This is a genomic window from Tessaracoccus zhenghani (assembly GCF_054552775.1).
Genome location: NZ_CM137275.1, coordinates 185,373 through 209,367, shown reverse-complemented (window position 1 = coordinate 209,367; position 23,995 = coordinate 185,373). Strand labels below are relative to the sequence as shown.

The window sequence follows — 23,995 nt, the reverse complement described above, 5'->3', positions numbered from 1 at the left end:
TCGCGGCTCATCCAGCGGGAGCGACGAGGTGCTCGGCCAGCGTGGCCCGCAGCGACTCCGGCAGCTCCGTCTTCCGATGGTCCATGTCGGCGATCACCAGGATGGTCCGCGCCCGGTTGTGCACCGTGCCCGTGGCCGGGTCGACGATCTCGGAGGCCAGGACGATCGACGACGAGCCCAGGTGCACCGGGGCCACGCGCACCTCGTACGGCTCCAACCGGTGCTCCAGCTGCGCCAGGTAGTCGACGTCCTGCCGGGCGACGAGCCACATGTGCTCCGCGCCTTCCGAGCCGGCCCGGGCCAACGTCGGATCCCACTGCGTGGTGGCCTCGATGCGCGCCTGCTGCAGGTAGTCGTAGACCTTCGCGTTGTTCACGTGCCCGTAGCTGTCCAGATCCGTCCACCGCACCGGCAGCGACACCGGGGTCCCGGCGCCCTCCAGCGCCGGAGCCCTCAGGTCGCGCAGCGGCTCCACCTCCCTGCGGTGGGTGTCGAAGAACTCGCGATACTCGGGCTTCAACCGGATGGGCTGTTGCTCGTCGAAGCTGAAGGCGCACAGCATCGTGCGCGCCACCAGCGCGGCCTCACCGCCCTGGGACACCTCATAGGCCAGCTCCACCCGCGAGGCCCCCAGCCGCGACACCCCCAGTTCGACGACCACCTCAGCGCCGTCGTAATGGAGGGGCCTGCGGTACTCCACCTGGTGGCTGACCACGACGATGCCCTCGTCGAGTAACGCCGACGCGGCCCCGCCGCGCAGGAAGACGACGCGCGCCTCCTGCAGGTAGTCGACCATCACGGCATTGTTGATGTGCCCCTGCGCGTCCATGTCCGACCAGCGCAGAGGGCACTTCCAGCGGAACAAGGGGTCAGTCCTCCCGCGGGTACAGCGTGTCGACGACATCGGCGTACTTGTCGGTGACCGCACCGCGGCGCACCTTCATGTTGGCCGTGACGCCGGCGTTCTCGACGGTGAGCTCGTGGTCCAGGATGGCGAACTGCTTCACCATCTCCCACTTCTCGAGCCGCTCGTTGACCCGGCCCATCCACTTCTCGATGGAGGCCCTGATCTCGGGCCGCTGCGACTGCTCGGCGTAGCTGAGGTTCCCGAGATCGCGCTTGTCGGCCCACTTCTGCAGCATCACCGGGTCCAGCACGATGAGGGCGGCCACGTACTTGCGCCCCTCGCCCACCGCGATGGACTGCGACACGTAGGGGATGTTCGCCTGGATGGCGCCCTCCACCTTCTGCGGAGCCACGAACTTGCCGCCGGAGGTCTTGAACAGGTCCTTCTTGCGGTCCGTGATCTTGACGTGGCCGGTGGGGGCGATCTCGGCGATGTCGCCGGTGTGGTACCAGCCGTCGTCGTCGATCGCCTCAGCGGTCTGGTCCGGCAGGTTGTGGTAGCCGGGCGTGATGATGGGGCCGCGCAACAGCAGTTCGCCGTCCTCGGCCAGCTTGCTCTCGACGCCCGGGACGATGGCACCGACGGTGCCGAAGTGCGGGTCCGCCGGCAGGTCGACGGCGGCGATGGCGCTGGTCTCCGTCGCGCCGTAGCCCTCGACGATGAGGATGCCAGCGCCGTAGAACCACTTCTGGATCTGAGGGCTGAGCTTCGCGGAGCCCGAGATCATGAACTTCATCTGGCCGCCGAGGCGTTCCTTCAGCTTGGAGAACACCAGCTTGTCGGCGATCTTGTACTGCACCGCGAGCGCACCCTTGAGCGGCCGGCCGGCGAGCCGGTCGTCGATGGAGCGGTAGCCCACGGAGAACGCCCAGCGCGCGATCTTCCCCTTGACGCCGGTGCTGCTGGTGAGGACGGCGGCGCGCACCTTCTCGAAGATGCGCGGCGCGCCACACATGAAGGTGGGGTGCACCTCTCCCAGGCCCTGGACGATCTTGTCGATCCGGCCGTCGACCGCTGACGCGAAGCCATAGTCCAGCTGCGCGGCGATCAGCGCCTTGCCGAAGACGTGGCTGAGCGGCAACCACAGGAACTGCAGTTCGTCAGGGCCGATGATCTCGAGGTACTTGGTGGCGGCCCCCTCGTACACCCAGGACAGGTGGTTGAGCCGCACGCCCTTGGGGCGGCCGGTGGTGCCGGAGGTGTAGATCAGCGTGGAGAGCGAGTCGTGGTTCGTGGAGGCGATGGATTCGTCCAGCGCGTCGGGGTTCTCCTTGAGGTGGGCCTCGCCCAGTTCCATCAGCTTGTCGTAGGAGATGATGCGGTCGTCGAAGGTGACGCCGGTGCCGTCGATCACGACGATGGTGTGGATCTGCTGATCGAAGTCAGAGGTGTCCTGCACCTTGGCCAACTGTTCGGCGTTCTCCGCCACGAAGACGCTGGAGCCGGAGTCGCTGACGATGTAGTGCACGTCGTCAGGGCCCGTGTTGGGGTACACCGTCGTGGTGGCTCCTGCCGCGACCGCGATGGCGAGGTCAAGGAAGATCCATTCGACGCGGGTGCTGGAGCAGATGGCCACGCGGTCCTCGTACTTCACGCCGCGCGCGAGGAGCCCGGCGCCGAGCTTCTCGATGATCTCGTTGGATTCGCGCCAGGTGAGGCCGCTCCAGGTGTTGGGGCCCTCCGCCTTGCCGTCGGGGTACATGAACGCCAGCTTGTTGGGCGTCTCCGCCACACGCCGCCGCAGCATTGCGCCGACAGAATCGGCCGAGCGCGACATGATCTCTTCACGAAGTCCCATGGGGTCCCTTTCAACGGTTGCAGGCTAGGTTAACGTGCCGCCGCGGCGTCGGCTAGGGATTTGGCGGACCAACTACTTGAATCCTCAACCATTGTGCTATCCTGGTCACATGACAGAACCAGTTGCAGGCTGGCTCACGGAGAGCCAGCAACGTGTCTGGCGGAGCTACCTCCTGGCCAACACGCATATCAATGAGTACCTCGACGAGGCGCTGAGCCAGTTTAACCTCTCGCTGCCCGAATATGAGGTGTTGGTACGGCTCAGCGAGTCCCCCAACCACACGCTGCGCATGGGCGAGCTCGCCTCCTCGGTGGGCCACTCCCGTTCCCGGTTGACGCACACCGTCAAGCGGATGGAGCGGATGGGCCTGGTCTCGCGCAATTCGTGCGATTCCGACGGCCGCGGCGTGCAGGCCACCATGACCGAAGAGGGCTTCGACCTCCTCAAGCGGGCAGCGCCGCACCACGTGGATTCGGTGCGCCGGGTCTTCGTCGACGCCATCAACCCTGAGGATTACGCGGCCCTTGGCCGCGCGATGCAGTCAGCACTCGCCGTCACGGACTGACCCGCCGGGCGGCGTCGGTGGATACCTTTCGACATTCTCCTCCCGACGCACGAAACTAGGGGGGTGACCGTCGACACCGCTGCCCCCCACGCCCGGCTCCTGAGTGAGCTGGGTGAGCTCGCCGGCATCGTCGACACCTCCTCGCTGACGCGCGCGCTCTACTCCTCGGATGCCTCGCTGTACCGCGTCGAGCCGCTGGCCGTCGCCCACCCGCGCACCTCCGATGAGCTGATCGCCCTCGTGCGCGCCTGCCTGGCCACCGACACCCCCATCACCGCCCGCGGCGCGGGTACGTCCTGCGCGGGCAACGCCGTCGGGCCGGGGCTGGTGATCGACGTGGCGAAGCACCTCCACACGATCCACTCCATCGACCCCGTCGCCGGCACCGCCGTCATCGATCCGGGGGTGGTGCAGGATCAGCTCCAGATCGCCGCGCGCCCCTACGGCCTGCGGCTCGGGCCGGATCCGTCGACCTCCAGCCGCTGCACCGTCGGCGGCATGATCGGCAACAACGCCTGCGGCCCCCGAGCCCTGGGCTACGGCCGTATGTCCGACAATGTCGTCTCACTCGACATCATCACCGGCACCGGCGAGCTACTGACGCTCGGCGTCGACGACGTGCCTGAGCTCCGCACGCTCGTCGCCGCCAACCTGGGCGTGATCCGCACGGAGTTCGGCACGTTCATCCGCCAGGTCTCCGGCTACTCGCTGGAACACCTCCTCCCGGAGAAGAAGTTCGACCTGCCCAAGTTCTTCGCCGGCACCGAGGGCACGCTGGGCGTGATCGTGCGCGCCACCGTGCGGCTGGTCACCGACGCCCCGGTCAGCGTCATGGTGGCGCTGGGCTACCCCACCATGCCGGACGCCGGCGACGACATCGCCAACCTGCTGCGCTTCAAGCCCACCGCGTGCGAGGGCATCGACAGGCGCATCGTCGACGTGGTCATCGCGAAGAACGGGCCGGAGGCCGTGGGCGAACTGCCTGCCGGCGACGGCTGGATGTTCCTCGAACTCGTCGGCGACGACCGCGCCGAGGTGCTGGAGCGCGCCCACGCCGTCGTCGCCGGATCCGCCGCGACGGAGGGCTGGGTCGTCGACGACCCCGCCCGAGCCAACAGCCTCTGGAAGATCCGTGCCGACGGCGCCGGCCTGGCCGGCGTGAGCCTCGAGAAGCCCGCCTACGGCGGCTGGGAGGACGCGGCCGTCCCGCCGCAACACCTGGGCGAGTACCTGCGTCGCTTCGACGAACTCCTCGGCCGGTACAACCTGCACGGGCTGCCGTACGGCCACTTCGGCGACGGGTGCGTGCACTGCCGGATCGACTTCCCGCTCACGGAGCCGGATGGCGCCGAGCGCTACAAGGCCTTCGTCGAGGAGGCCGCGCAACTGGTGGCGGCCTTCGGTGGCTCCATGTCCGGCGAACACGGCGACGGCCGCGCCCGCTCCGCCCTGCTGCACCACATGTACTCCCCCGAGGCGCTCGGCCTGTTCCGCCAGATCAAGAACGTCTTCGACCCGAAGGGCCTGCTCAACCCCGGCGTCCTCGTCGATCCCGCCCCCATCGAGGCGGATCTGCGGATGGTGGCGGCCAGCAGGTCGCCGTTGTCGCTGAGCGATGCAGATTTCGTCGAGGCCGTGCACCAGTGCTCCGGCGTGGGCAAGTGCCTGGCGAACTCGACGGCGGCCGGCGGCGTGATGTGCCCCAGCTACCAGGCCACCCGCAACGAGAAGGACTCGACGCGCGGCCGGGCGCGCGCGCTCCAGGAGATGGTCAACGGCTCCCTGATCACCGGCGGGTGGCGCTCCCCCGAGGTGCACGCCGCGCTCGACCTCTGCCTCAGCTGCAAGGGCTGCGCGCGCGACTGCCCCACCGGCGTCGACATGGCGGCGTACAAGGCGCGCGTGATCCACGAGACCTACAAGGGTCGCCTCCGTCCCCGGGCGCACTACGCGCTGGGTTGGCTGCCGCGCTGGGGTCGCCTCATCACCCGCGTCCCCGGCCTGGGCAGGCTGGTCAACCTCGTCGGCGGGGCGCCCGTGCTGGGCCGCCTCCTGAAGTTCGCCGCCGGCGTCGACGGCCGCCGCCAGATCCCCCGCTTCGCTTCGAAGACCGCCCGCGGTTCACTGAGCCTGGGCGCCGCCGAAGGCGCCAAGGGCCGCGTGCTCATCTGGGTGGACTCGTTCTCGGACTGCTTCGAATCCACCTCCTTCGCCGCCATGGTGCAGGTCCTCGTCCGCCTCGGCTACGAGCCCGAGGTGCTCGACGAGACCGCGTGCTGCGGCCTCACCTGGATCTCCACCGGGCAGCTCGACGGCGCCCGCCGCCAACTCACGAACGCCGCAGGGGTCCTCGCCCGGTACGTCCGCGACGGTGTGCCCATCGTCGGCGTGGAACCGTCCTGCACTGCGGTGTGGCGCAGCGACGCCCCTGAGCTGCTCCCCGAGGACGAGAACGTCGCCGCGCTCAACGGCAAGGTCCTCACGCTCGCCGAGTTCCTCACGGCAGACCCGGATTTCACGCCGCCGGATCTCAGCGGCCACACCATCGTCGCCCAGCCGCACTGCCACCACGCCTCCGTGATCGGTTGGGCGAAGGATCAGGCGATCCTGCTGCAGACCGGCGCCGACCTGGTGCAGGTGGGCGGCTGCTGCGGCCTGGCCGGCAACTTCGGCGTCGAACGCGGTCACCACGAGGTGAGCGTCAAGGTGTTCGAGCACGATCTGGGCCCCGCCGTCGAGGCGCACCCGGACGCGATCGTGCTTGCCGACGGCTTCTCCTGCCAGACGCAGCTCACGTCGATGGCCGGCCGCTCGTCGATGTCGCTCGCGGAGCTGCTCGCCACGCACTGATCGAAGCTGCTCCAGAATTGATGCAACCGAACTCAGGGGCCGTGCGTATTCACAGCAGAACACGCTGAGAGGAGGCGCCATGGACGAGGCACAGTTCGACCGGTTGTACACCGGGTCGTTTCAGAAACTCGTCGGCCAGATCTACGCGATGTGCGGCAATCTGACCGAGGCGCAGGACTGCGTCCAAGAGGCGTTCATCCGCGCCTGGGACCATCGCAGAAAACTGGACTGGGACCAGAACCCCGAGGCCTGGATCCGCACCACCGCGTACCGCCTGGCCGTCAGTCGCTGGCGTAAGGCCCGCCGGGGATTCCGCCAGGCCGACCGTGCCGTCGAACCGGAGCGCACCTACGAGCCGAGCCCGGACAGGGTCGCGATCAACAGGGCGCTCGACCAACTGCCCGACGACCAACGCCGCGCCATCGTGCTGTACCACCTCTGCGACATGAGCGTGTCCCAGGTGGCCGACGAGGTGGGCTCACCCACCGGGACCGTCAAGGCCCGGCTCGCCCGAGGCCGCGCCACGCTGGCGCGTCTTCTCAACACTGACTTGGAGGTCCGACATGCCTGATCGCATTCCTGAGCTGGACCGCCTGGCCGCCGATGCCAAGAAGGTCGACATGCTTCCCCCGTCCGAGATCCGCCGCCGCGGCAGCCGCCGCCGCACCACCCGCCACGTGTCCGTGGCTGCAGGGGTCATGGCGCTGGTGCTGACCGCCGGTGTGGGTGTCTGGCAGAGCCCGCTGCTCGACCAGCTGCGCACCCCCCAGTGGGCCAACACCGCCATCCCCCAGACGCCGTCCCCCACGGCCTCCGACGGTGCCACCGAGGTGCCCACGCAGTCGCCGTCGCCCTCACCCATCCCGCAACCCACCGAGACCGTGACCTCGGGTTCCCCCGTGGTGCCGCCCACGGACCCGACGGTGGCCCCGCCCTCGTATGCGAACCTGCCCACGGCGGAGATGCTGTTCCTCGACCAGTCCCCCGGCGTGATCAAGAACGAGTTCGAAGGGCTCGGTGTCTCGTCGCTGTGCGTGCCGGGTGAGGTCGGTGCTCCGATCACCGTCCTCAGCCGCGAGTACGGCAGGGAGGGCGACTGGCCCGCCTACATCAGCGCCGCGGTGCTCGGTTACGCCACCCCGGAGGAGGCCTCGGCCGGGTTCGACCTGCTGAAGGCTGATTCCCTGACGTGCGCCGACGTTGATCCCAAGTTCGGGGCCCCGTCGGAGGTCACCACGCGGGATCAGACCGACGAGGTACCGTTCGACGATTCGGCGGTGGACGCCTCTCCGGCCCGGATGAGCTACGTCACCGGTCTCATGATCCTGACCGATCCGGAGAAGGAGGGCTTCGGCGTCTTCATCGACACCGTCGTTGTCCAGGCGGGGGAACGCGTGTTGTTGCTCACCTCGGCCTTCGAGGGCATGGACAACAATTGCGAGCCCAGCGGTGAGGATCCGGACATCGGTCAGTGCCAGTTGCCCGCGGCCATCCCCGAGGCGATCCAGACGCTGGTCGAGGGTTCCTGAGGTCGAGGACGCCAAGCCTCTTCAGGTCTGCGCAACCCGAGCCCCTCTGCATCCACGATGCCGAGGGGCTCCGGTGCCTTATCCTGCCCCGACGCTCCTCCAGCGACGCACCGCTCTCTCGCCCTCCACGATGATCGACGCCAGCAACGTGACATACAGCGTGGGAATGAGCCAGAAGAGCACCGCGGACAAACCATCGGCGAAAGCGCTGCCGAACAGCCCCATCAGCACCGAGGGATAGACCGCGCCCGGCCGCGACTCCGGCAACGCCAGGGCCAGCACCACCCAGGCCACGTAATAGATGAAGGACAACCGTGCCGCCACCGGCCCCAGCCAGTGCCGCCACTGCCGACGGCGATACGTCCAGGCCAGCATCCCCGCGATGATCTGCCCGGCGATGATGGCCGGCAGCCCGATGATGGTGAAGAGCGCGAACGTCATGTCTGCCGGAGCCGCCGCGAATCTCACCACCGCCAGCAAGAGCGGTAGGAGCACACTGCCCCACCACAAGCCCTGATACGCATACTCACCCAAGGGGTACCTCGGGACCGGCGTGTGCGAAGGCATGGATTCCAGCCTACCCCGGGGCCCCTCTGCAGCAGCCGGTTGAGGGCCCCTGCGGCAGGCTTTTTCACCCGACGTCGGATTTCCCTGCAGCCGCCCTTGAACGTGCAATTCCACCTGATCCGCCTTGACCGTTCACGTTGTGGTCACCCAAACCCACTCGCCGTTTGCCAGATCACCAATTGTTCATCTTGGGTTGCGGGGGCGTTTACCGAACAGGTTGGTACCGGGTCCCCGACTGGAGAAGCATGAGCCCCGGATCACTTGGGGATCGTGAAAAGGGGTACGCGGTGAGCGCGGATGTTGGGCTGACGGCCCTCCTGACACAGGAGGCTGAGGTTGCCGCCTCGTCTCCTGAGCGAACGCCGAAGACCCCTGATGCCCCCGCCCCGGAACCTGAGCGACGCGGCCGTCGCGAGCTCGCCGGGCGCCAGTCCACCGTCGATCGGGTATTCCGGTCCTCGGCGTACGCAGCGGGGGCCATCACGGTGGCGATCATGCTCGCCGTCGGGCTCTTCCTCTCCATCCGCGCGGCGGACGCGCTGAGCAAGACCGGCGTGAGGTTCCTCACGGAGCAGCAGTGGTCGCCGGAGACAGGCGAGTTCGGCGTCGCGGCCATCCTCTTCGGCACCATCACCATCGCGTTGATCGCGCTGGTGGTGAGCGTGCCCATCTCGCTCGGCACGTCGCTGCTCCTCTCCGAGGTGGTCTCCGGCCAACTGCGCCAGTTCCTCGTGACGCTGGTTGACCTGATGGCCGCCGTGCCCAGCATCATCTTCGGCCTCTGGGGCGTCTACTTCCTCCAGGCAGAGATCATCCCGGTGTCGGAGTGGATCTCCACCTACTTCCACTGGATCCCGATGTTTGCGGTGACCGACGCCGACGGGGTCGCCTTCACGGACGCCAGTGCCTTCACCTCGTCGGCGTTCCTGGCCGGCATCGTCGTGGGTCTCATGGTGGTGCCGACGATGACCGCGATCATGCGCGAGAGCTTCTCCCGCGCCCCCGTCGGCGAGCGGGAAGGCGCCTACGCGCTGGGCTCCACCCGGTGGGGCATGATCCAGGCGGTGGTGCTGCCGTTCGGTAAGGGCGGCGTCATCGGCGGCGTCATGCTGGGGCTCGGGCGCGCGCTGGGCGAGACCATCGCGGTCTACATGATCATCAGCCCCATCACCACCATCAACTGGCAGGTGCTGAAGACCGGCACGAACTCCGTCTCCGCGCTGATCGCACTGCGCTACGGCGAGGCCAGCGAGTTCGGCCTCTCGGCCCTCATGGCGGCGGGCCTCGTGCTGTTCCTGCTGACGCTCGTCATCAACTTCACCGCCTCGTCCATCGTGGCCCGTTCCCGTTCGGGGGCGGAATCAGATGGCTGACACGCTCTTCCGCTCCGCGACGGCGGCCCGGCCCCGCACGTCGCTTCCCGCCGCGGCGAAGGGCCAGGACGGGCCGCGCCGCGAGGTGCGCGGGGCCACGTTCCGCGAGCGCTACGACCTCATCGGGGCCGGCGCGGGCGCTGTCGCCCTGGCCACGCTGCTGTTCGGCTGGTTCGCCCCGCTTTCGGGCTACATCGGCTGGGTCGTCGTGGCGTTCCTGTGCTTCCTGCTCCTCTACTCGCTGTTGGTGTCGCTGGACAACAACCGCCTCGATGTCGCCGACAAGGTGATGACCGTGCTGTTCGGCAGCGCCGGCTTCCTGGTGTTCAGCTCGCTGTTGTTCATCGTGGGCTACACGCTGCTGCGTGGCACCGACGCGCTGCAGCACCTGAACTTCTTCACGGAGACCATGAAGCTCTCCGGCCCGCTGGAGCCGCTCACGCAGGGCGGCATCGTGCACGCCATCGTCGGCACGCTGATCCAGATCAGCATGGCGCTGGCCATCACCATCCCGCTGGGGGTGGGCACCGCGGTGTTCCTCAACGAGGTGGGTGGCCGCTTCGCCCGGTTCGTGCGCACCATCTCCGACGCCATGACGGCGCTACCGTCCATCGTGGCGGGCCTGTTCGTCTACGCCGCAGTCATCCAGGGCGTCACGCACGAGCGCAACGGCCTGGCAGCCTCCATCGCCATCATGGTGATGATGCTGCCAGTTGTCATCCGTTCGGCCGACGTGGTGCTGCGTCTGGTCCCGCAGAACCTGCGCGAAGCCTCCTACGCGCTGGGCACCTCCCGCTGGAACACCGTGCGCTTCGTGGTGCTGCCGACGGCGAAGTCCGGGCTGGTGACCTCCGTCATCCTCGGCACTGCCAGGGGTATCGGCGAGACCAGCCCCGTCCTGCTGACCTCGGGCATCACCGCCGCGATGAACTACAACCCGCTGAGTGGGCCGATGGTGTCGCTGCCCCTGCAGGTGTTCGACTTCGTCCGCTCTCCCGAGCCGGCAATGATCGCGCGCGGCTTCGGCACCGCAGCGGTGCTGATGCTGCTCGTGCTCGTGCTGTTCGTGGTGGCCCGCGCCCTCGGTGGCCGTGGCCCAGGCGAGCTGACCCCACGCCAGGCGCGCGCCGTCAGGGCCGCGTCGAAGCGCGACGTCGCCCGGTTCGCCGCAAGGCAGGCGCAGGTCACCGTCATCGAGCCCGCGGCCCTCACCCTCTCCCCCTCCCGCGACGTCAAGGAGTCCTCATGAAGCGACGCGCACTCTTCCTCACCCTGGCACTGCTGATGGTGACGATGACGCTGCCCGCGGGCACCGCTCGTGCCGAGAGCTTCTACCCCATCACGGGTACCGGTTCCACGTGGTCGCAGAACGCTCTCGATCAGTGGCGCGCCAACGTGGCCCGCAACTACTCGATGACGGTCAACTACACCGGCGACGGCTCCACCCGCGGCCGGCGCGACTTTATCGACGGCTCCGTCGACTTCGCCATCTCGGAGATCCCGTTCCAGGCGGCCCCGGAAGACGGTTCGGCGCCTGAGAACCCGCCCGTGGCGTTCTCCTACCTGCCCATCGTGGCCGGTGGCACCAGCTTCATGTACAACCTGAAGATCAACGGCAAGCGGGTCACGAACCTGCGGCTCTCCGGCGAGACCATCACCAAGATCTTCACCGGCGCGATCGTCAAGTGGAACGACCCGGCGATCGTGGCTGACAACCCGGGCCTCGTGATGCCGGACCGCGCCGTCACCCCCGTGATCCGCTCCGACGGCTCCGGCACCAGCGCCCAGTTCACCCTCTGGATGTCGAAGCAGTACCCAAGCCTGTGGACCCGGGGCATGCTCTCGCAGTACCCCAGCTTCGGCAACGCCAAGGCGCAGAAGGGCTCCGACGGCGTGTCTGGCTACGTCGCACAGAACTACGGCGAGGGTGCCATCACCTACGTGGAGTACTCCTACGCCAAGAAGGCCGGCTTCCCCGTGGCGAAGGTGCTCAACAAGAGCGGGCACTACGTCGAGCCCACCGCCTTCTCGGTGGCCGTGGCGCTGACGAAGGCCGGCATCAACTCCGACCTCACGCAGAACCTCGACGGTGTGTACAACGACACCGACCCGCGTGCCTACCCGTTGTCGAGCTACTCGTACGCCATCGTGCCCACCGAGGTGAAGCCCGGCCGCGACATCTTCGACGACAACAAGGGCAAGACGCTCGGCGCGTTCCTGCGCTACGTGCTGTGCGAGGGCCAGCAGCAGGCAGACACCCTGGGCTACTCCCCGCTGCCGATGAACCTGGTGATGGCCGGCTCCGAACAGATCAAGCGCATCCCGGGCGCCGGAGCCGCCGGCATCGACTTCAACGGCTGCCGCAACCCGACGTTCAAGGCGGGCGACTCGCCCAGCAAGAACCAACTCGTGCTGATCGCGCCGCAGCCCGCACCCTGTGACAAGAAGGGCCCCACGCAGTGCACCACCGGCACCGCCGGCGCCCCCGCGGACACGCCGGTGAAGCCCGAGGCACAGAACCCCGGCACGAACCAGCCGGGGACCAACCAGCCCGGCACCAATCAGCCGGGGACCAACCAGCCCGGCACCAATCAGCCGGGGACCAACCAGCCCGGCACCAATCAGCCGGGCACCAACCAGCCCGGCACCAACCAACCGGGCACCAACCAGCCCGGCACCAACCAACCGGGCACCAACCAGCCCGGCACCAACCAACCCGGCACGAACCAGCCGAGCTCGAACGGGGCCAACCCCGACGCGCCAGGTGTGCCCGGTGATCCCGGCGCCGTCGATGCAGGCCTCATCCCCGTCTACGACGAGGAGGGCAACGTCATCTTCGACGACGCCGCCGGGGTCGACGGCGCCGTGCCCGGCAGCAACGGCACCGTCATGCGTGCCCAGGCCAGCCCCTTCACGCTCCCTGAGCGTGGGATGGGCACCGAGCAGTGGTTGATGATCGCCGCCGTCGTGCTCCTCATCGGCGCCGTCGTGGTGCCGCCGCTGGTGGGTTCGAGGCTGAAGGGTGGTTCCGGTGCAGGCCTCTAGCAGGACCTCCGCGAAGCGCCGCGTGGCCGCCGCACTCGCGCTGCTCGCCGTCGGCGTGGCCACGGTGCCGCTGGCCTCCCCTGGCCAGGCCCGGGCGGACGAGGCGGCCGCCTCGTCGGCCGTCACGGTCACCAACAAGGACTACGCGCTGAGCCCCGACGACGCCCCCTTCCCGGATCTCGAGGTCACCGTCTCCCAGACCAAGGACCTCGTGAGCCAGGGCATCAGGATCACGTACAAGGGCGGTGCACTGTCCGCACCCCCTCAGAGCACCGTCGGCGGAGCCAATTTCCTGCAGATCGCCCAATGTTGGGGTGAGGACCCGGAGAACCCAGGTCACCCTGACCGGCGCACCTGCCAGTACGGCGGCACCGGACGTTGGGGCGCGACCAGGGACGGCGGGCGCTTGGACGAGGCCGTCCTCCCTGAGGACGAGGGCTACTCGGTGGCCGGTCAGTGGAGCACCACGACGACCATCCCCTTCGTCGCCTGGAACGCCGAAGGTCAGGTCGACGAGGCGGAGGTCCCGGCAGACAAGGTGCTCATCAACACCATGACGGCCGGCGACAAGGTCGTCATGAAGCCTGAGAAGGAGTGGGTGGATCTCAGCACCAACCGCTACTACAACGCCAGCTCCACCAACGAGGTCAACTGGGCACCGTTCGGGCCGGACGGTTCAGGAGCAGTGCCGTTCGAACTACAGACGTCCATGCAGTCGCCCGCGCTGGGATGCGGGAATCCCGTGGAAGGCGCCGGTGGAGCTGTTTCAGGCAGTTCCTGCTGGCTGGTGATCATCCCCCGAGGCGTCAGCGACAACGGCGCGAGCAACATCAACACCCCTGGCATCTGGTGGGGCTCGTGGCAGCACCACCTCGCCGTGAAGCTCGAGTTCAAGCCGCTGGGGTCCCGCTGCGAGATCGGGGCCGCCGAGAGGCAACTCGCCGGCAGTGAGCTCGTCGCCGGTGCCATCGCCTCCTGGCAGCCGGTCCTCTGTCAAGGCGAGGGCAAGGCGCCGTTCACTCTCGTCCAGATCCCGGAGTCAGATGCGCTGCTCACGGCCGCAGGCAATGCGCCGAGCGCACTGGCGTTCTCCTCTCGCCCCCTCGACATCGACGCGCTGGGGTGGGAGTACGACCCCTTGGCCTACGCCCCCGTCGCGCTGGGTGGCGTGTCCGTGTCGTTCGTCGTCGATTCGCAGCCCAACCCGCAGACGGCGAGCGCGGAGTACAAGGCGCGAAGCCTGCTGCCCCTTCCGGAGATGAACCTCACGCCGAGACTCCTGGCCAAGCTGTTGACGGCCTCCTATCTCAACGCGCTCCCCACTGCAGTCGACAAGTCCCACTTGGGGGACAACCCCCGCACGTTGGTGTGGGACCCGGATTTCCTGGAGATCAATGATCCGGAGTGGGCGGTGCAGACCATCGTCGACGCCTCTGTCGCTGATGCATTGATGCCGTTGGGACGATCCGACCTGGCCGTACAGGTCTGGAGCTACATCCTCGCTGATCCCGAGGCCAAGGCGTGGCTCGACGGCGAGCCCGACGAATGGGGCATGACCGTCAACCCGTGGTACTCCACCAACGCTGACCTCAACCCTTCCGGCGTTCCGCTCGATCTCCCCACCGACTCGTTCCCGAAGGCGGACCCTGCCGAGAAGCCCGACACCGCAACGCAGGACCCGGTCAATGGAACCGGCGCGATCAACCTCGTGACGTGGCGCCCCTACACGTCGAGCTTCGCCGACGGCGCCTATCGTGTCCTGCGGGGCGACGGTCTCATCCTGGGCGACTGGGACAAGTTCTCGCGCCCACCGCGGTACGGGAAGTCGCAGCGCTCGCTGCCCGGTACGCAGCACGTCATCGGGCTGAGTTCGACCCCCGCAGCCCAGCAGTACCAGACCGCCACCGCGCGCCTGCGCAATCCTGCGGGTGACTTCGTCGCTCCCACTGCCGATTCCCTGGAGGCCGCCGCCGCTGCCATGACCCCGAGCGTGGCACAGCCACAGGTGGTCAGCTTCGACTACGGCTCGGACAAGGCCAAGAAGGCGACGTCGGCCTACCCACTCAGTTCCCCGGTCTATGCCGCTCTCAGCCCGAGGCAGACGGACCCAACCCTGAGGCGGGCTTACGCCGAGTTGATTGAGTACGGCGTGACGACCGGCCAGGTGCCCGGCACCGACGACGGCGAACTCCCTCCGGGATACGCACCCATTCCAAAGACTTGGCGGACTCAGGCCCTCGCAGCTGCGGAGGCCATCGCCGCGGGTGGTTGGCCCCAACCGAAGCCGTCCCCGACCCCCACCGCATCGCCGACGGCATCCCCCTCCGCCGGTGCCGGCCCCGGCGCCACTCCGTCGCCGACGGGGACCGCCTCGCCCACCACCACGGCCTCTCCGAGCGCCGCGACCACGAGCCCGGCTCCAGGGCCGTTGCCATCCAACGCTCCCGGCACGAATGCACCGGTATACCCCCAGCCGCCGCTTGCGGCTCCCAGCACTCCGGCAGGTCCCGCTGCGGATGGGGCCAGCGTGCCGCCCGCAACGGGCGGTGCAGACCCTGCGCCCAACGGTGCTCCGGCAGGAGCACTCGTGGGGGCCGAGACTCCTGCCGACCCGCCCTTGGGCCCCATCAGCGCCGTCGTCCCCGCCACAGGCTTGGTGGGCTTGGCGGCGGCGCTGGGCATCCCTGTGATCTCGCGCATCCGGCGGCAGCCGTGACGACGCAGCGGATCACCCCAGAAAAGCTTCAGGCCGGGAGCGCTGCGTGCTCCCGGCCTGAGGGGGCGGCCATGCCAGTGGCCGTCCGGATTTCTCGAGTTGAAAGGACTCGTATCCATGAAGTCTAGCAAGGTCACCAAGGCCGTCGCGCTCGCCGCGGCTGCCGGCCTCGCCATGTCCACCGTCGTCTCCACCAACGCTGCCGCGGAGCCCGTCTCCAGCAGCCTCGTCGTCGTCGGCTCCGACACCCTCCAGGACGTGCTCAACGCCCTGGCCAACGGCACCAGCATCACGGGCGCCAACGTGCGCTCCGCAGCCGGATCCTCGTTCATCGGCTCGTTCGACGCCACTGGGTCCAGCTGGATCCAGACCAAGCCGAACGGCCCCCGCTTCGGCCGCCCCAACGGCTCCGGCGACGGTGTCAAGGCGCTGAGCCGCTCCATCGACGGCCAGCCTTACACTGCCGGCACCCCCGGGTCTCCGAAGAACGTGACGATCACCAACCAGGTGGACATTGCCCGCTCGTCCTCGGGTGCGACGGCGAACGCCACCGGCGCTCTGCTGTACATCCCCTTCGGCCGCGATGCGCTGTCGTACGCCCACTCCGGTGGCAGCAACACCGCGTTCGACAACATCGACCAGGCCACCCTCAAGGGCCTGTTCGAGTGCACCATCCGCGAAGTGGGCGGCGTCACCGTGACCCCGGTCATCCCGCAGGCCGGCTCCGGCACGCGCAAGGACTTCATGAGCAAGATCGGCGTGACCGACGCCAGCATGCCCGAGGTCTCCGAGGGTGGCTGCGTCGAAGTGGGTCAGGAGCACGACACCCAGTCGCTGTCTGACGGCCGCGCCTTCCCGGCCAACGCCGTCACCGCCATGTCAGCAGCCCAGTGGGTGGCCCAGAACACCGGTGCGGGCGTCGATCGCCGCGGCACTGGCGTCAAGATTGGCTCGCCCATCGCTGGCACGCCCGCAGTGACCGGCGAAGGCACCGCCATGGCCCCCAACAAGGCCTTCTACGACAACACCACGTGGGGCCGTGACACCTACCTCATCGTGGAGAACGCCCGCGTGACCGTGGGCGACGCAAAGTACGACTCACGGTTGGCCGACGTCGTCAGCGCTGCTGGTACCAAGCTCAGCAACCACGGGTCCCTCATCAACCAGGCGGGCGCCGTGAAGAAGAAGTTCGGCTTCCTCGCTCCCTCGACCACCACCCCCTTCCGCGCAGCACTCGCCTGAGCCGGATCCAGATAGGACTTTTCAATCATGAACCTCAAGAAGATCATGCGAGCGAGCGCGGCCAGCCTCCTCGCCGTAGCCCTCATGGCCGGCGCCACCTTGACGGCGCAGGCAGCTCCTGGTGACCCCCTCAACCCGCAGCCCGCTGACTCTGCCCAGGCAGGCTCAAAGGGTGGCTTCTTCCTCTACGACGGCAACACCGGCGAGTACGCCGACGGAAACGCCAGCCGTGTCTACGCCCGCAACGAGATCCTGTTCGCCAGCCCGAGCTCGTCGGATCCCTGGGCGGAGCACAACTACCGCATGGAGAATGGCGACCGCCCCATCACGGGTGCGAACGAGTTCACCCAGGTGTGGCGATTCATCTCTGACAAGAACCCGACCGCCGTGGCTGGCGGCACCAACACCTGGAAGTCCTTCGCGACGGATGCCGCTGCCGGTCCGACCGGTGGCACGCTGGCACCCGACTTCACCCTCGAGTCGATCAACTCCAACATCGAGGCCCTCATCACGCAGGGTGGCTCCTACTGGTGGGGTATCGCCTACACCATCAACAGCGGCGTGACGACGGTGGGTGCTGTCTACCGCGAAATCAACATTGAGGCTGGCACCGGCAACTACACCGTCTCCCCCGTGATCGTCGAGGGCAAGGCAACGAACACCGTGCTCACCTCCTCGGCATCCGGAGTCACCTCCGGCGCCACCGTTGAGTTGACGGCCACTGTCTCGGAGGTCGTCGCTGACGATGCGGCCACGTTCTCCGGCATGGTCGTCTTCTACGACGGCGAAACCTCGATCGGGACCCAGGCCGTGACGGAGACTGCTCCGACCGCCGCGATCACCACGGACCCGCTCTCTGCCGGCACCCACAACTTCCGCGCAGTGTTCGTTCCCGACTCGTCTGCATACTCGAGCTCCGAAGGCATGACAACGGTGGTCGCCAGCCAGGAGGTCGCTGTGCAGCCCGCCGTGGCTCTCGACTCCACGAACGCCAACGGTGTGACCGGTACTTTCAGCACCGGCACTCTGAATGTCACCCTGACCACGACCACTGCTGAGTCCGCGGTCTACGTCTGGCAGGTCAAGGATGGCGTGTGGACCAATCTGGGCAAGCAGGGTGTCACCGGCGGGCAGATTGTCGTCCGCCCGACCTCGTCTGGCCCGACTCAGTTCGTCCTTGCGATGGCTGACGGCACCGTCGTTGGTCACACCACCGTCGATATCGCGACCACCCAGTCCTTGGAGTCGAACCTGGTTGCGAGCGTCAACGCAAACGGTCAGTTCCTGCTCGTGGACCGAACGATTAAGGCCAACGAACTCTCCACCGGCCAGCTGGTGAACGGCCACTCGCAGTCCACCGGCAAGCTGGGCGAGGTCGAGGTTATCGACGAGCGCTACCTGACCCTCAATGGCTGGACCCTGAGCACCAATGTGACCGAGTTCAAGCACCGCGACAGCGCGAGCGTGATCGCCGCCGCGAACCTCGGGATCAAGCCCGAGATCAAGGTTCCCGGCGTCACCGCTCCGGACACCGTCGGATTTGCCCCGGCGACCCTCGGTGCCCAGCAGTCTGCTGGCTCAGCGGACTACGCGACGGGTGCCGTTTTTGCAGAGGCGGCAGAAGGCACCTACTCAGGTTCGACCGTCTTCGACGCCGATCTGACCTTCGTGGCGCCGGAAGGCTCGAAGAAGGGCAAGTACGACGCAACCCTCACCCTGACGCTGGTCTCCAAGTGAGCCACAGCCCCGTCCTCAGCATCGGCTGAGGACGGGGCTCCCAGAAATGCACTCCTTACGGCACGGTGCGGGCGGAGTCCCAATCCCGCCCGCACCGTGCCCCCCAGATACGACTACAAAAAGGCACATGATGAACGCTGTCCTGCCCCGCATCGTCCGAGCCCTTCTCACGTCGGGATTAGTCGCACTAGCGGTGCTCGTGCCACACACGGCTCATGCCGAGGATCTCGAAGACGACGGCACCACTGGCATCGCCCTGAACCCCGTTGAGCCCGACGGCAGCATCACTGACCGAGCGCGCCACAGCTTCCACGTTCAGCCTGGTCAGGACGTCACTGACCACATCCGAGTCGCCAACGCGGGCAATACCCCCCTCAAAGTCACCGTCTTCGCCACGGATGCGTTCAACGACACCACCGGCAACTTCGCTTTGCTCAACACCAACGATGAACCCAAGGGCGCTGGAGCATGGGTGACGTTCGGCACCGAGCGTCGGCTGGAACTGCAACTCGGCGCGCAGGAAGTGCGGATCATCCCCTTCACGGTCACTGTGCCCTCAAACGCTGCACCAGGTGATCACCCCGCGGGGATCGTTGTCTCCTCTATGCGTGAAGGAGACATTAGTCGTGAGAACCGCATCGCCAACCGCATGTACGTGCGCGTCGCGGGCGACCTCGTCGCCAACATGACGATCAGCAGCTTCTCCGCGAACCACTCGGGCGACCTCAACCCCTTCGACGGGTCCATCACCGGCACCGCCACGGTCAGCAACAACGGCAACATCGCCCTGTCAGGGCGCGTCACGCTCTCCGGCACCACCTGGTTCGGCGTGCCCGTCGGCCAGGAGACCTTCGAGGTGCTCGACGAGGTGCTGCCGGGCAACACCCGCACCGTGAACTTCACCCTGGAGAACGTGCCCTCCGTCGGCTTCGCCAACGTCAAGTGGCTGCTCCAGACCCAGACCGACGGCGACGCCCTCCTGCCGCCCACGCTCCCCGTCGTCGAGCGTGACGCCTTCGTCTGGGCCCTGCCGCTCCTTGCCGTCGTGCCGCTGCTGCTCATCGTCGGCGGCATCGTCTGGTGGCGTTGGCGCCGCAAGGTGGACGCGAAGCGCGCCGCCGAGTGGATCGCCCACACCGAGGCCGAGGCCGCCCGCAAGGCGCAGGAGGCCTCCGCGCAGAACGACGCCCCCGAGCCCGAACTCGTCGAGAGCGGCAGCAAGTGATGAAGCTTCCCATTGGCCGCGCCCTGACCGTGGCGGCCGCCGCGCTGGCCGTGGCGGTCGTCCAGGGCGCCGTGCTCACCCAGCCCGGCTCCGTCGCCGTCGCGGACGGCTCCGGCGGAAGCGGCATCTCCGTGTGGGTCCTGGAGACGACGCCGAGCCCCTCGCCGTCGGGTTCCGTCTCGCCCACCGCCAAACCCTCTGCCACCCAGAGCGCCAGCACGCGGCCCACGGGGAGGCCCACGGCGCCGGTCCCCAGCCAGCCCGGGCCTCCGTCGGTGCTGCCGTCAGCAGCCCCGAGCAGCAGGCCGACGATGGCCCCGCCGAGCAACCGGACCACCCGGCCCTCGCGTCCGGTGCGACCCGGCTCGTCGAACACCCCCCGGAACGACAGGCCCGAGAGCACCGACTCCGCCTCAGCCGTCCCCACCTCGCCCGCAGCGTCGGTCCCTCCCGAGAAGGAGGAGGTCTCCATCGGCGGCCTCCTCTACGTCAGCGGCCTGGCGGGCGACACTCGGATCAGCATCAACCCCTGGGGCGGCAGCCACACCATCCGCTTCACCGTGCGCAACGCGTCGAACGCCACCCTGGACGCCGAGGCGAGCTTCCGCATGCTCAACCTGTTCGGGCAGCAACTCGGCCCGGAGATGGCAGTAGAGATCAAGGACCTCGAACCCGATGAGGTCCGTGAGGTGGCCGCCGAGATGACCGGCCTCGGCCAGTGGACGTTGGTCAAGGCCGAGACCGTGTTCACCCCGCCGGAGAAGCTGGGCGACACCGAGCTCGCCCCCGTCAAGCGCGACCAGTGGGTCTTCTTCATCCCGTGGTACCTGCTCGGCGGCACCGGCCTCGCAATCGCCGCCGTCCGGCTCGGCCCCCGCCTCATCCGTCAGCTCGGCGGCTCCGCGCTGTCGCCGGAGGTCGCCGGGTGACCCAGTTGAAACCCGCAGCACCCAAGGCGGCCGGGCGGCCGAAGGCACCCACGCCTCCGAAGCCACCCAGGCGCCTCCCTCCTCCCCCGCGGCCACCCATGGCGGCGCGGGAACTGATGATCCGCGGACTGCTCGTGATGGTCCTCGTGGTCCTCGTGGGGTTCCTCGCCAACGTGCTGCTGCTCAGCCACCTCCAGCACATCGTGTCGCAGCACCAACTGCGCCAGACGTTCACCGAACAACTGGCCGCGGGTACCGCGCCGGTGAGCGAGGGCAACTTCGAGGACGTCCTCCTCGACGACGGTGAGCCCGTTGCGCGCATCGAGATCCCCACCATCGGGGTCGACGAGATCGTCGTCGAGGGCACCAGCTCCGGCACCCTGATGGCCGGCCCCGGCCACCGTCGCGACACCAGCCTGCCGGGTCAGGCGGGCGTCAGCGTGTTGATGGGACGCGGGTCCTCGTACGGCGCCCCGTTCGCGCGGGTCCAGGAACTCGCCCCCGGCGAGACCATCAGCGTCGTCACCGGCCAGGGAGAGCACATCTACGAGGTGATCGGCGTGCGCCAGGCCGGCGATCTCGCGCCGCCACCCATCAAACGCGGCGAAGCGCGTCTCACGCTCATGACCACCCGCGGCTTCCCCTACATGCCGGTGGGCCTCACCCGGGTGGACGCGAAGCTGGTCACGCCGGTGCAGACGCCGGGTCTGCGTGACACGACGTTTCGCACCCTTCCGCCCGAGGACAAGGAACTGGCCGGCGACCTGTCCACCGTCTGGGCGCTGGTGTTCTGCCTCCAGGCGCTGGTGGCGGCCGAGATCGTCGCCGTCTACGCCTGGCGACGCGTGGGCCCCGGCAAGACCTGGATCGTCGCGATGCCCGTCTTCCTGTTCCTCGGCATCCTGACGTGTTCCCAGATCGTCAAACTCCTACCCAACCTCCTGTAGCCATGAATCGAGCCACTGACATGAGCGACGACCCGATCGACGCCACCAAGATCATCCCGCTGGAGCATCAGGACTTCACCGGGCCGTCACCCTGGGCGAAGGATCCCGACGAGGAGCTCCAGGAACTGACCGCGCAGCACGACGCGATCCTGGACACCACCGTGATGCCGCCTGTCCCCGCCTCTCGCGAGGACGTCGACGCTGTGATGGAGGCCTTCTCCCGACCCACCGGCCAGGCGCCGGCGCGCGCCGCCGCGCCGATGTCGCCCATCGACGTGCAGACCAGGCCCCAGATGCAGGCGCCCGTCGCCGTCGCCCGGACGAACACTTCGCTGTCGACCCTCACGGCCAACAACATCTCCGCCTGGTTCGGCGAGCACAAGGTGCTCGAGCAGGTCTCCCTCACCATGGAGGCAGGCCAGGTCACCGCGCTGATCGGCCCGTCGGGCTGCGGCAAGTCCACGTTCCTGCGGATCCTGAACCGCATGCACGAGCTCGTGCCCTCGGCCTCGTTGGCCGGTGAGGTGCTCCTCGACGGCGACGACATCTACGACCGCCGCAAGAAGCTCCAGGACGCGCGCAAGCACATCGGCATGGTCTTCCAGAAGCCCAACCCCTTCCCGGCGATGAGCATCTACGACAACGTGGTGGCCGGGCTGAAGCTCACCGGGGTGAAGGCCTCCAAGGAGACTAAGGACGAGCTCGTCGAACGGTCGTTGACCTCGGCCGGCCTCTGGAAGGAGGTCCGCACCAGGCTCCGCGCCCCCGGCGGCGGCCTGTCCGGCGGCCAGCAGCAGCGGCTCTGCATCGCCCGGTCGCTGGCCATCAAGCCCAAGGTGCTGTTGATGGACGAGCCGTGCTCCGCCTTGGACCCCACCTCCACCCGCGTCATCGAGGAGACCATGGCCGAGCTGCAGAAGGAGGTCACGATCGTCATTGTGACCCACAACATGCAGCAGGCCCAGCGCGTCTCCCAGCAGTGCGCCTTCTTCCTCGCCTCGCAGGACACGCCCGGCGTGATCGTGGAACACGGCGACACCGATGCCATGTTCACCAACCCGCAGGACCCTCGCACCAACGACTACGTCAACGGGCGCTTCGGATGATCAACGGCACCCACGCCAGCGACTCCGAGGAGCACTGGCAGGAACCCTGGTGGCGCACCTGGGGCTACCGCGTGCTGTCCGCGACGGTGTGCCTCCTCGTGCTCGCCGCGCTGTTCAGCGGCTGGGGACTTTCGCAGCTCTCCGCAGCCCAGGGCCGCGTCGGCCAGCCCGCCTACGTGCCGCAGCCCGCACCCAGGCCCCAGGCCGGCGCCGGTCAGCAGCAGCCGGAGCCCCAGCCCGCTCCCCTTCCTGCGGCGCCCGCGGTGCCGGAACCGGTCGTCGCGGAACCCGTCATCGCGGAGCCGGTAGTCGGCGACGAGCCGGTGCAGCCTGCGCAGGCGCCACGGCCCGGCGGGGTGGACCCCGCGTGGGCAGATCGCACCGCCGCCCAGACGGGCATCCCGCGGCGCGCGCTGGTGGCCTACGGTGCCGCGACCCTCGCCGCCGCGGCCGAGCAGCCCGAATGCGGTCTGGCGTGGAACACGCTGGCGGGCATCGGTTGGGTGGAGTCGCAGCACGGCTTCTTCCGCAGCTCACAGCTCGGCGACAACGGCTACCCCGCTCCCCCCATCCGCGGCATCGCCCTCAACGGCGACGGCGTGAAGGCCATCGTCGACACCGACGGCGGGGCCTGGGACGGCGACACCGTCTGGGACCGCGCCGTCGGCCCCATGCAGTTCATCCCGTCCACCTGGGCCAAGTGGGGCGCGGACGGCAACGGCGACGGGTACGCAGACCCCAACCAGATCGACGACGCGGCGCTGGCCGCCGCCCGCTACCTCTGCCACTCCGGCCCGATGACCTCAGCCGAAGGCTGGCGCGATGCGATCTTCAGCTACAACCGCCTAGACAGCTACGTGCGCACGGTCGCCGAGACCGCCAACGCCTACGCGGAACGGGCGGGGGCTCGGTGAGCGCCGTGGCCCTTGACCGTCCCGCCCAGCCCAGACGCCCCGGGAAGCGCAAAGGACGGGCGCTGCCGTCCGCGGTGCGCGTGTTGGACGCCGCGCAGGACCGGAGGCAGTACCTGGGCCGTGCGGCCATCTGTGAGCATGTACTCCAACTGCAGCCCGCTGATCAGGAGACCCCTGGCGAACTGGCGTCCCACGCCCGCTCCCGCGCGGAGACGTGGTTCGACGTGGCCGAAGAATTCAGCCTCGAGGCCAACGGGCGGCAGGGCGGGTTCGCCTGGGCCATCGTCGCGCCGAACCAGTTGACGTTGGGGCTCAGCGCCCGCGCCTTCCCGACGGAGGACGAGGCCCGCGCCGACGCCGCCGCGTTGCTGGCCAACGCCGACGCGCTGCAGACTGTCCGCGTCCAGGATCCTGTGACGCACCACAACGCCATCTGGCTGGTATCGGACGACGAAGTGCTGCTGGTGAGCGCCCGCCTCTGGCGCCGCGCGGACGCCTCAATAGAAAACGCCCTGTGGCGCGCATTGCGCCCGACAGGGCGTTGA

At 68.3% G+C, this 23,995-nt stretch carries 19 protein-coding genes; 16 read left to right on the top strand and 3 right to left on the bottom strand.

What is annotated here, in order from left to right:
* Window positions 1-7: 7 nt before the first annotated feature.
* Both ACX1DX_RS01080 and ACX1DX_RS01075 read right to left on the bottom strand, forming a co-directional pair.
* Entirely contained in the window at window positions 8-865 is an 858-nt protein-coding gene (locus ACX1DX_RS01080; RefSeq protein WP_459397379.1) for an acyl-CoA thioesterase, read from the bottom strand.
* A 4-nt stretch (window positions 866-869) separates the two neighbouring features.
* Window positions 870-2,705, bottom strand: coding sequence for an AMP-dependent synthetase/ligase (locus tag ACX1DX_RS01075; RefSeq protein ID WP_459397378.1), 1,836 nt, complete (start codon window positions 2,703-2,705; stop codon window positions 870-872).
* 109 nt (window positions 2,706-2,814) lie between these two features.
* On the opposite strand from ACX1DX_RS01075, the gene ACX1DX_RS01070 reads away from it, so the two are divergent.
* The 4 genes from ACX1DX_RS01070 (at window position 2,815) to ACX1DX_RS01055 (ending at window position 7,649) form a co-directional block, all read left to right on the top strand.
* Window positions 2,815-3,270 (top strand): MarR family winged helix-turn-helix transcriptional regulator, encoded by a 456-nt coding sequence (locus ACX1DX_RS01070; protein WP_182764412.1) that lies wholly within the window; start codon window positions 2,815-2,817, stop codon window positions 3,268-3,270.
* Between the two features lie 63 nt (window positions 3,271-3,333).
* Window positions 3,334-6,120 carry an FAD-binding and (Fe-S)-binding domain-containing protein gene (locus ACX1DX_RS01065; RefSeq protein ID WP_459397377.1) on the top strand — a complete coding sequence of 929 codons (2,787 nt, stop codon included), beginning with the start codon at window positions 3,334-3,336 and terminating at the stop codon, window positions 6,118-6,120.
* A gap of 79 nt (window positions 6,121-6,199) precedes the next feature.
* Window positions 6,200-6,691 (top strand): RNA polymerase sigma factor, encoded by a 492-nt coding sequence (locus tag ACX1DX_RS01060; protein ID WP_083665435.1) that lies wholly within the window; start codon window positions 6,200-6,202, stop codon window positions 6,689-6,691.
* On the top strand, window positions 6,684-7,649 hold the full coding sequence (locus tag ACX1DX_RS01055) for a hypothetical protein (protein ID WP_459397376.1): 966 nt from the start codon (window positions 6,684-6,686) through the stop codon (window positions 7,647-7,649). Before ACX1DX_RS01060 ends, ACX1DX_RS01055 begins: the two co-directional genes overlap by 8 nt.
* 78 nt (window positions 7,650-7,727) lie before the next feature.
* Here the strand turns inward: ACX1DX_RS01055 and ACX1DX_RS01050 are convergent, their stop codons facing one another.
* A complete protein-coding gene (locus ACX1DX_RS01050; RefSeq protein ID WP_459397375.1) occupies window positions 7,728-8,144 on the bottom strand; it encodes a hypothetical protein in 417 nt (138 codons plus the stop codon).
* A gap of 359 nt (window positions 8,145-8,503) precedes the next feature.
* Between ACX1DX_RS01050 and pstC the strand changes: the two genes are divergently transcribed.
* The 12 genes from pstC to ACX1DX_RS00990 all read left to right on the top strand — a co-directional run bounded on the left by pstC (window position 8,504) and on the right by ACX1DX_RS00990 (window position 23,995).
* The gene (gene pstC / locus ACX1DX_RS01045) at window positions 8,504-9,589 is read left to right on the top strand and encodes a phosphate ABC transporter permease subunit PstC (RefSeq protein WP_459397374.1); all 1,086 of its coding nucleotides are present in this window, start codon (window positions 8,504-8,506) and stop codon (window positions 9,587-9,589) included.
* Complete coding sequence (gene pstA / locus ACX1DX_RS01040) at window positions 9,582-10,838, top strand: phosphate ABC transporter permease PstA (protein WP_459397373.1); 1,257 nt, start codon at window positions 9,582-9,584, stop codon at window positions 10,836-10,838. Before pstC ends, pstA begins: the two co-directional genes overlap by 8 nt.
* Window positions 10,835-12,634, top strand: coding sequence for a phosphate ABC transporter substrate-binding protein PstS (gene pstS / locus ACX1DX_RS01035; RefSeq protein ID WP_459397372.1), 1,800 nt, complete (start codon window positions 10,835-10,837; stop codon window positions 12,632-12,634). Before pstA ends, pstS begins: the two co-directional genes overlap by 4 nt.
* A complete protein-coding gene (locus ACX1DX_RS01030; RefSeq protein ID WP_459397371.1) occupies window positions 12,621-15,350 on the top strand; it encodes a hypothetical protein in 2,730 nt (909 codons plus the stop codon). Before pstS ends, ACX1DX_RS01030 begins: the two co-directional genes overlap by 14 nt.
* 117 nt (window positions 15,351-15,467) lie before the next feature.
* On the top strand, window positions 15,468-16,592 hold the full coding sequence (locus tag ACX1DX_RS01025) for a hypothetical protein (RefSeq protein WP_459397370.1): 1,125 nt from the start codon (window positions 15,468-15,470) through the stop codon (window positions 16,590-16,592).
* A gap of 27 nt (window positions 16,593-16,619) precedes the next feature.
* A complete protein-coding gene (locus ACX1DX_RS01020) occupies window positions 16,620-18,329 on the top strand; it encodes an Ig-like domain-containing protein (RefSeq protein ID WP_459397369.1) in 1,710 nt (569 codons plus the stop codon).
* Window positions 18,330-18,456: 127 nt separating this feature from the next.
* Window positions 18,457-19,554 (top strand): COG1470 family protein, encoded by a 1,098-nt coding sequence (locus ACX1DX_RS01015; protein WP_459397368.1) that lies wholly within the window; start codon window positions 18,457-18,459, stop codon window positions 19,552-19,554.
* Window positions 19,554-20,483: a magnesium and cobalt transport protein CorA gene (locus ACX1DX_RS01010; RefSeq protein WP_459397367.1), complete on the top strand. Its 930-nt coding sequence runs from the start codon at window positions 19,554-19,556 to the stop codon at window positions 20,481-20,483. Before ACX1DX_RS01015 ends, ACX1DX_RS01010 begins: the two co-directional genes overlap by 1 nt.
* 116 nt (window positions 20,484-20,599) lie before the next feature.
* On the top strand, window positions 20,600-21,430 hold the full coding sequence (locus tag ACX1DX_RS01005) for a sortase (protein WP_459397366.1): 831 nt from the start codon (window positions 20,600-20,602) through the stop codon (window positions 21,428-21,430).
* A gap of 293 nt (window positions 21,431-21,723) precedes the next feature.
* Window positions 21,724-22,536: a phosphate ABC transporter ATP-binding protein PstB gene (pstB, locus tag ACX1DX_RS01000; RefSeq protein WP_459398232.1), complete on the top strand. Its 813-nt coding sequence runs from the start codon at window positions 21,724-21,726 to the stop codon at window positions 22,534-22,536.
* Window positions 22,533-23,450, top strand: a complete 918-nt coding sequence (locus ACX1DX_RS00995) for a lytic transglycosylase domain-containing protein (protein ID WP_459397365.1) — start codon at window positions 22,533-22,535, stop codon at window positions 23,448-23,450. The genes pstB and ACX1DX_RS00995 overlap by 4 nt, the downstream gene beginning before the upstream one ends.
* A 5-nt stretch (window positions 23,451-23,455) precedes the next feature.
* On the top strand, window positions 23,456-23,995 hold the full coding sequence (locus tag ACX1DX_RS00990) for a hypothetical protein (protein WP_459397364.1): 540 nt from the start codon (window positions 23,456-23,458) through the stop codon (window positions 23,993-23,995).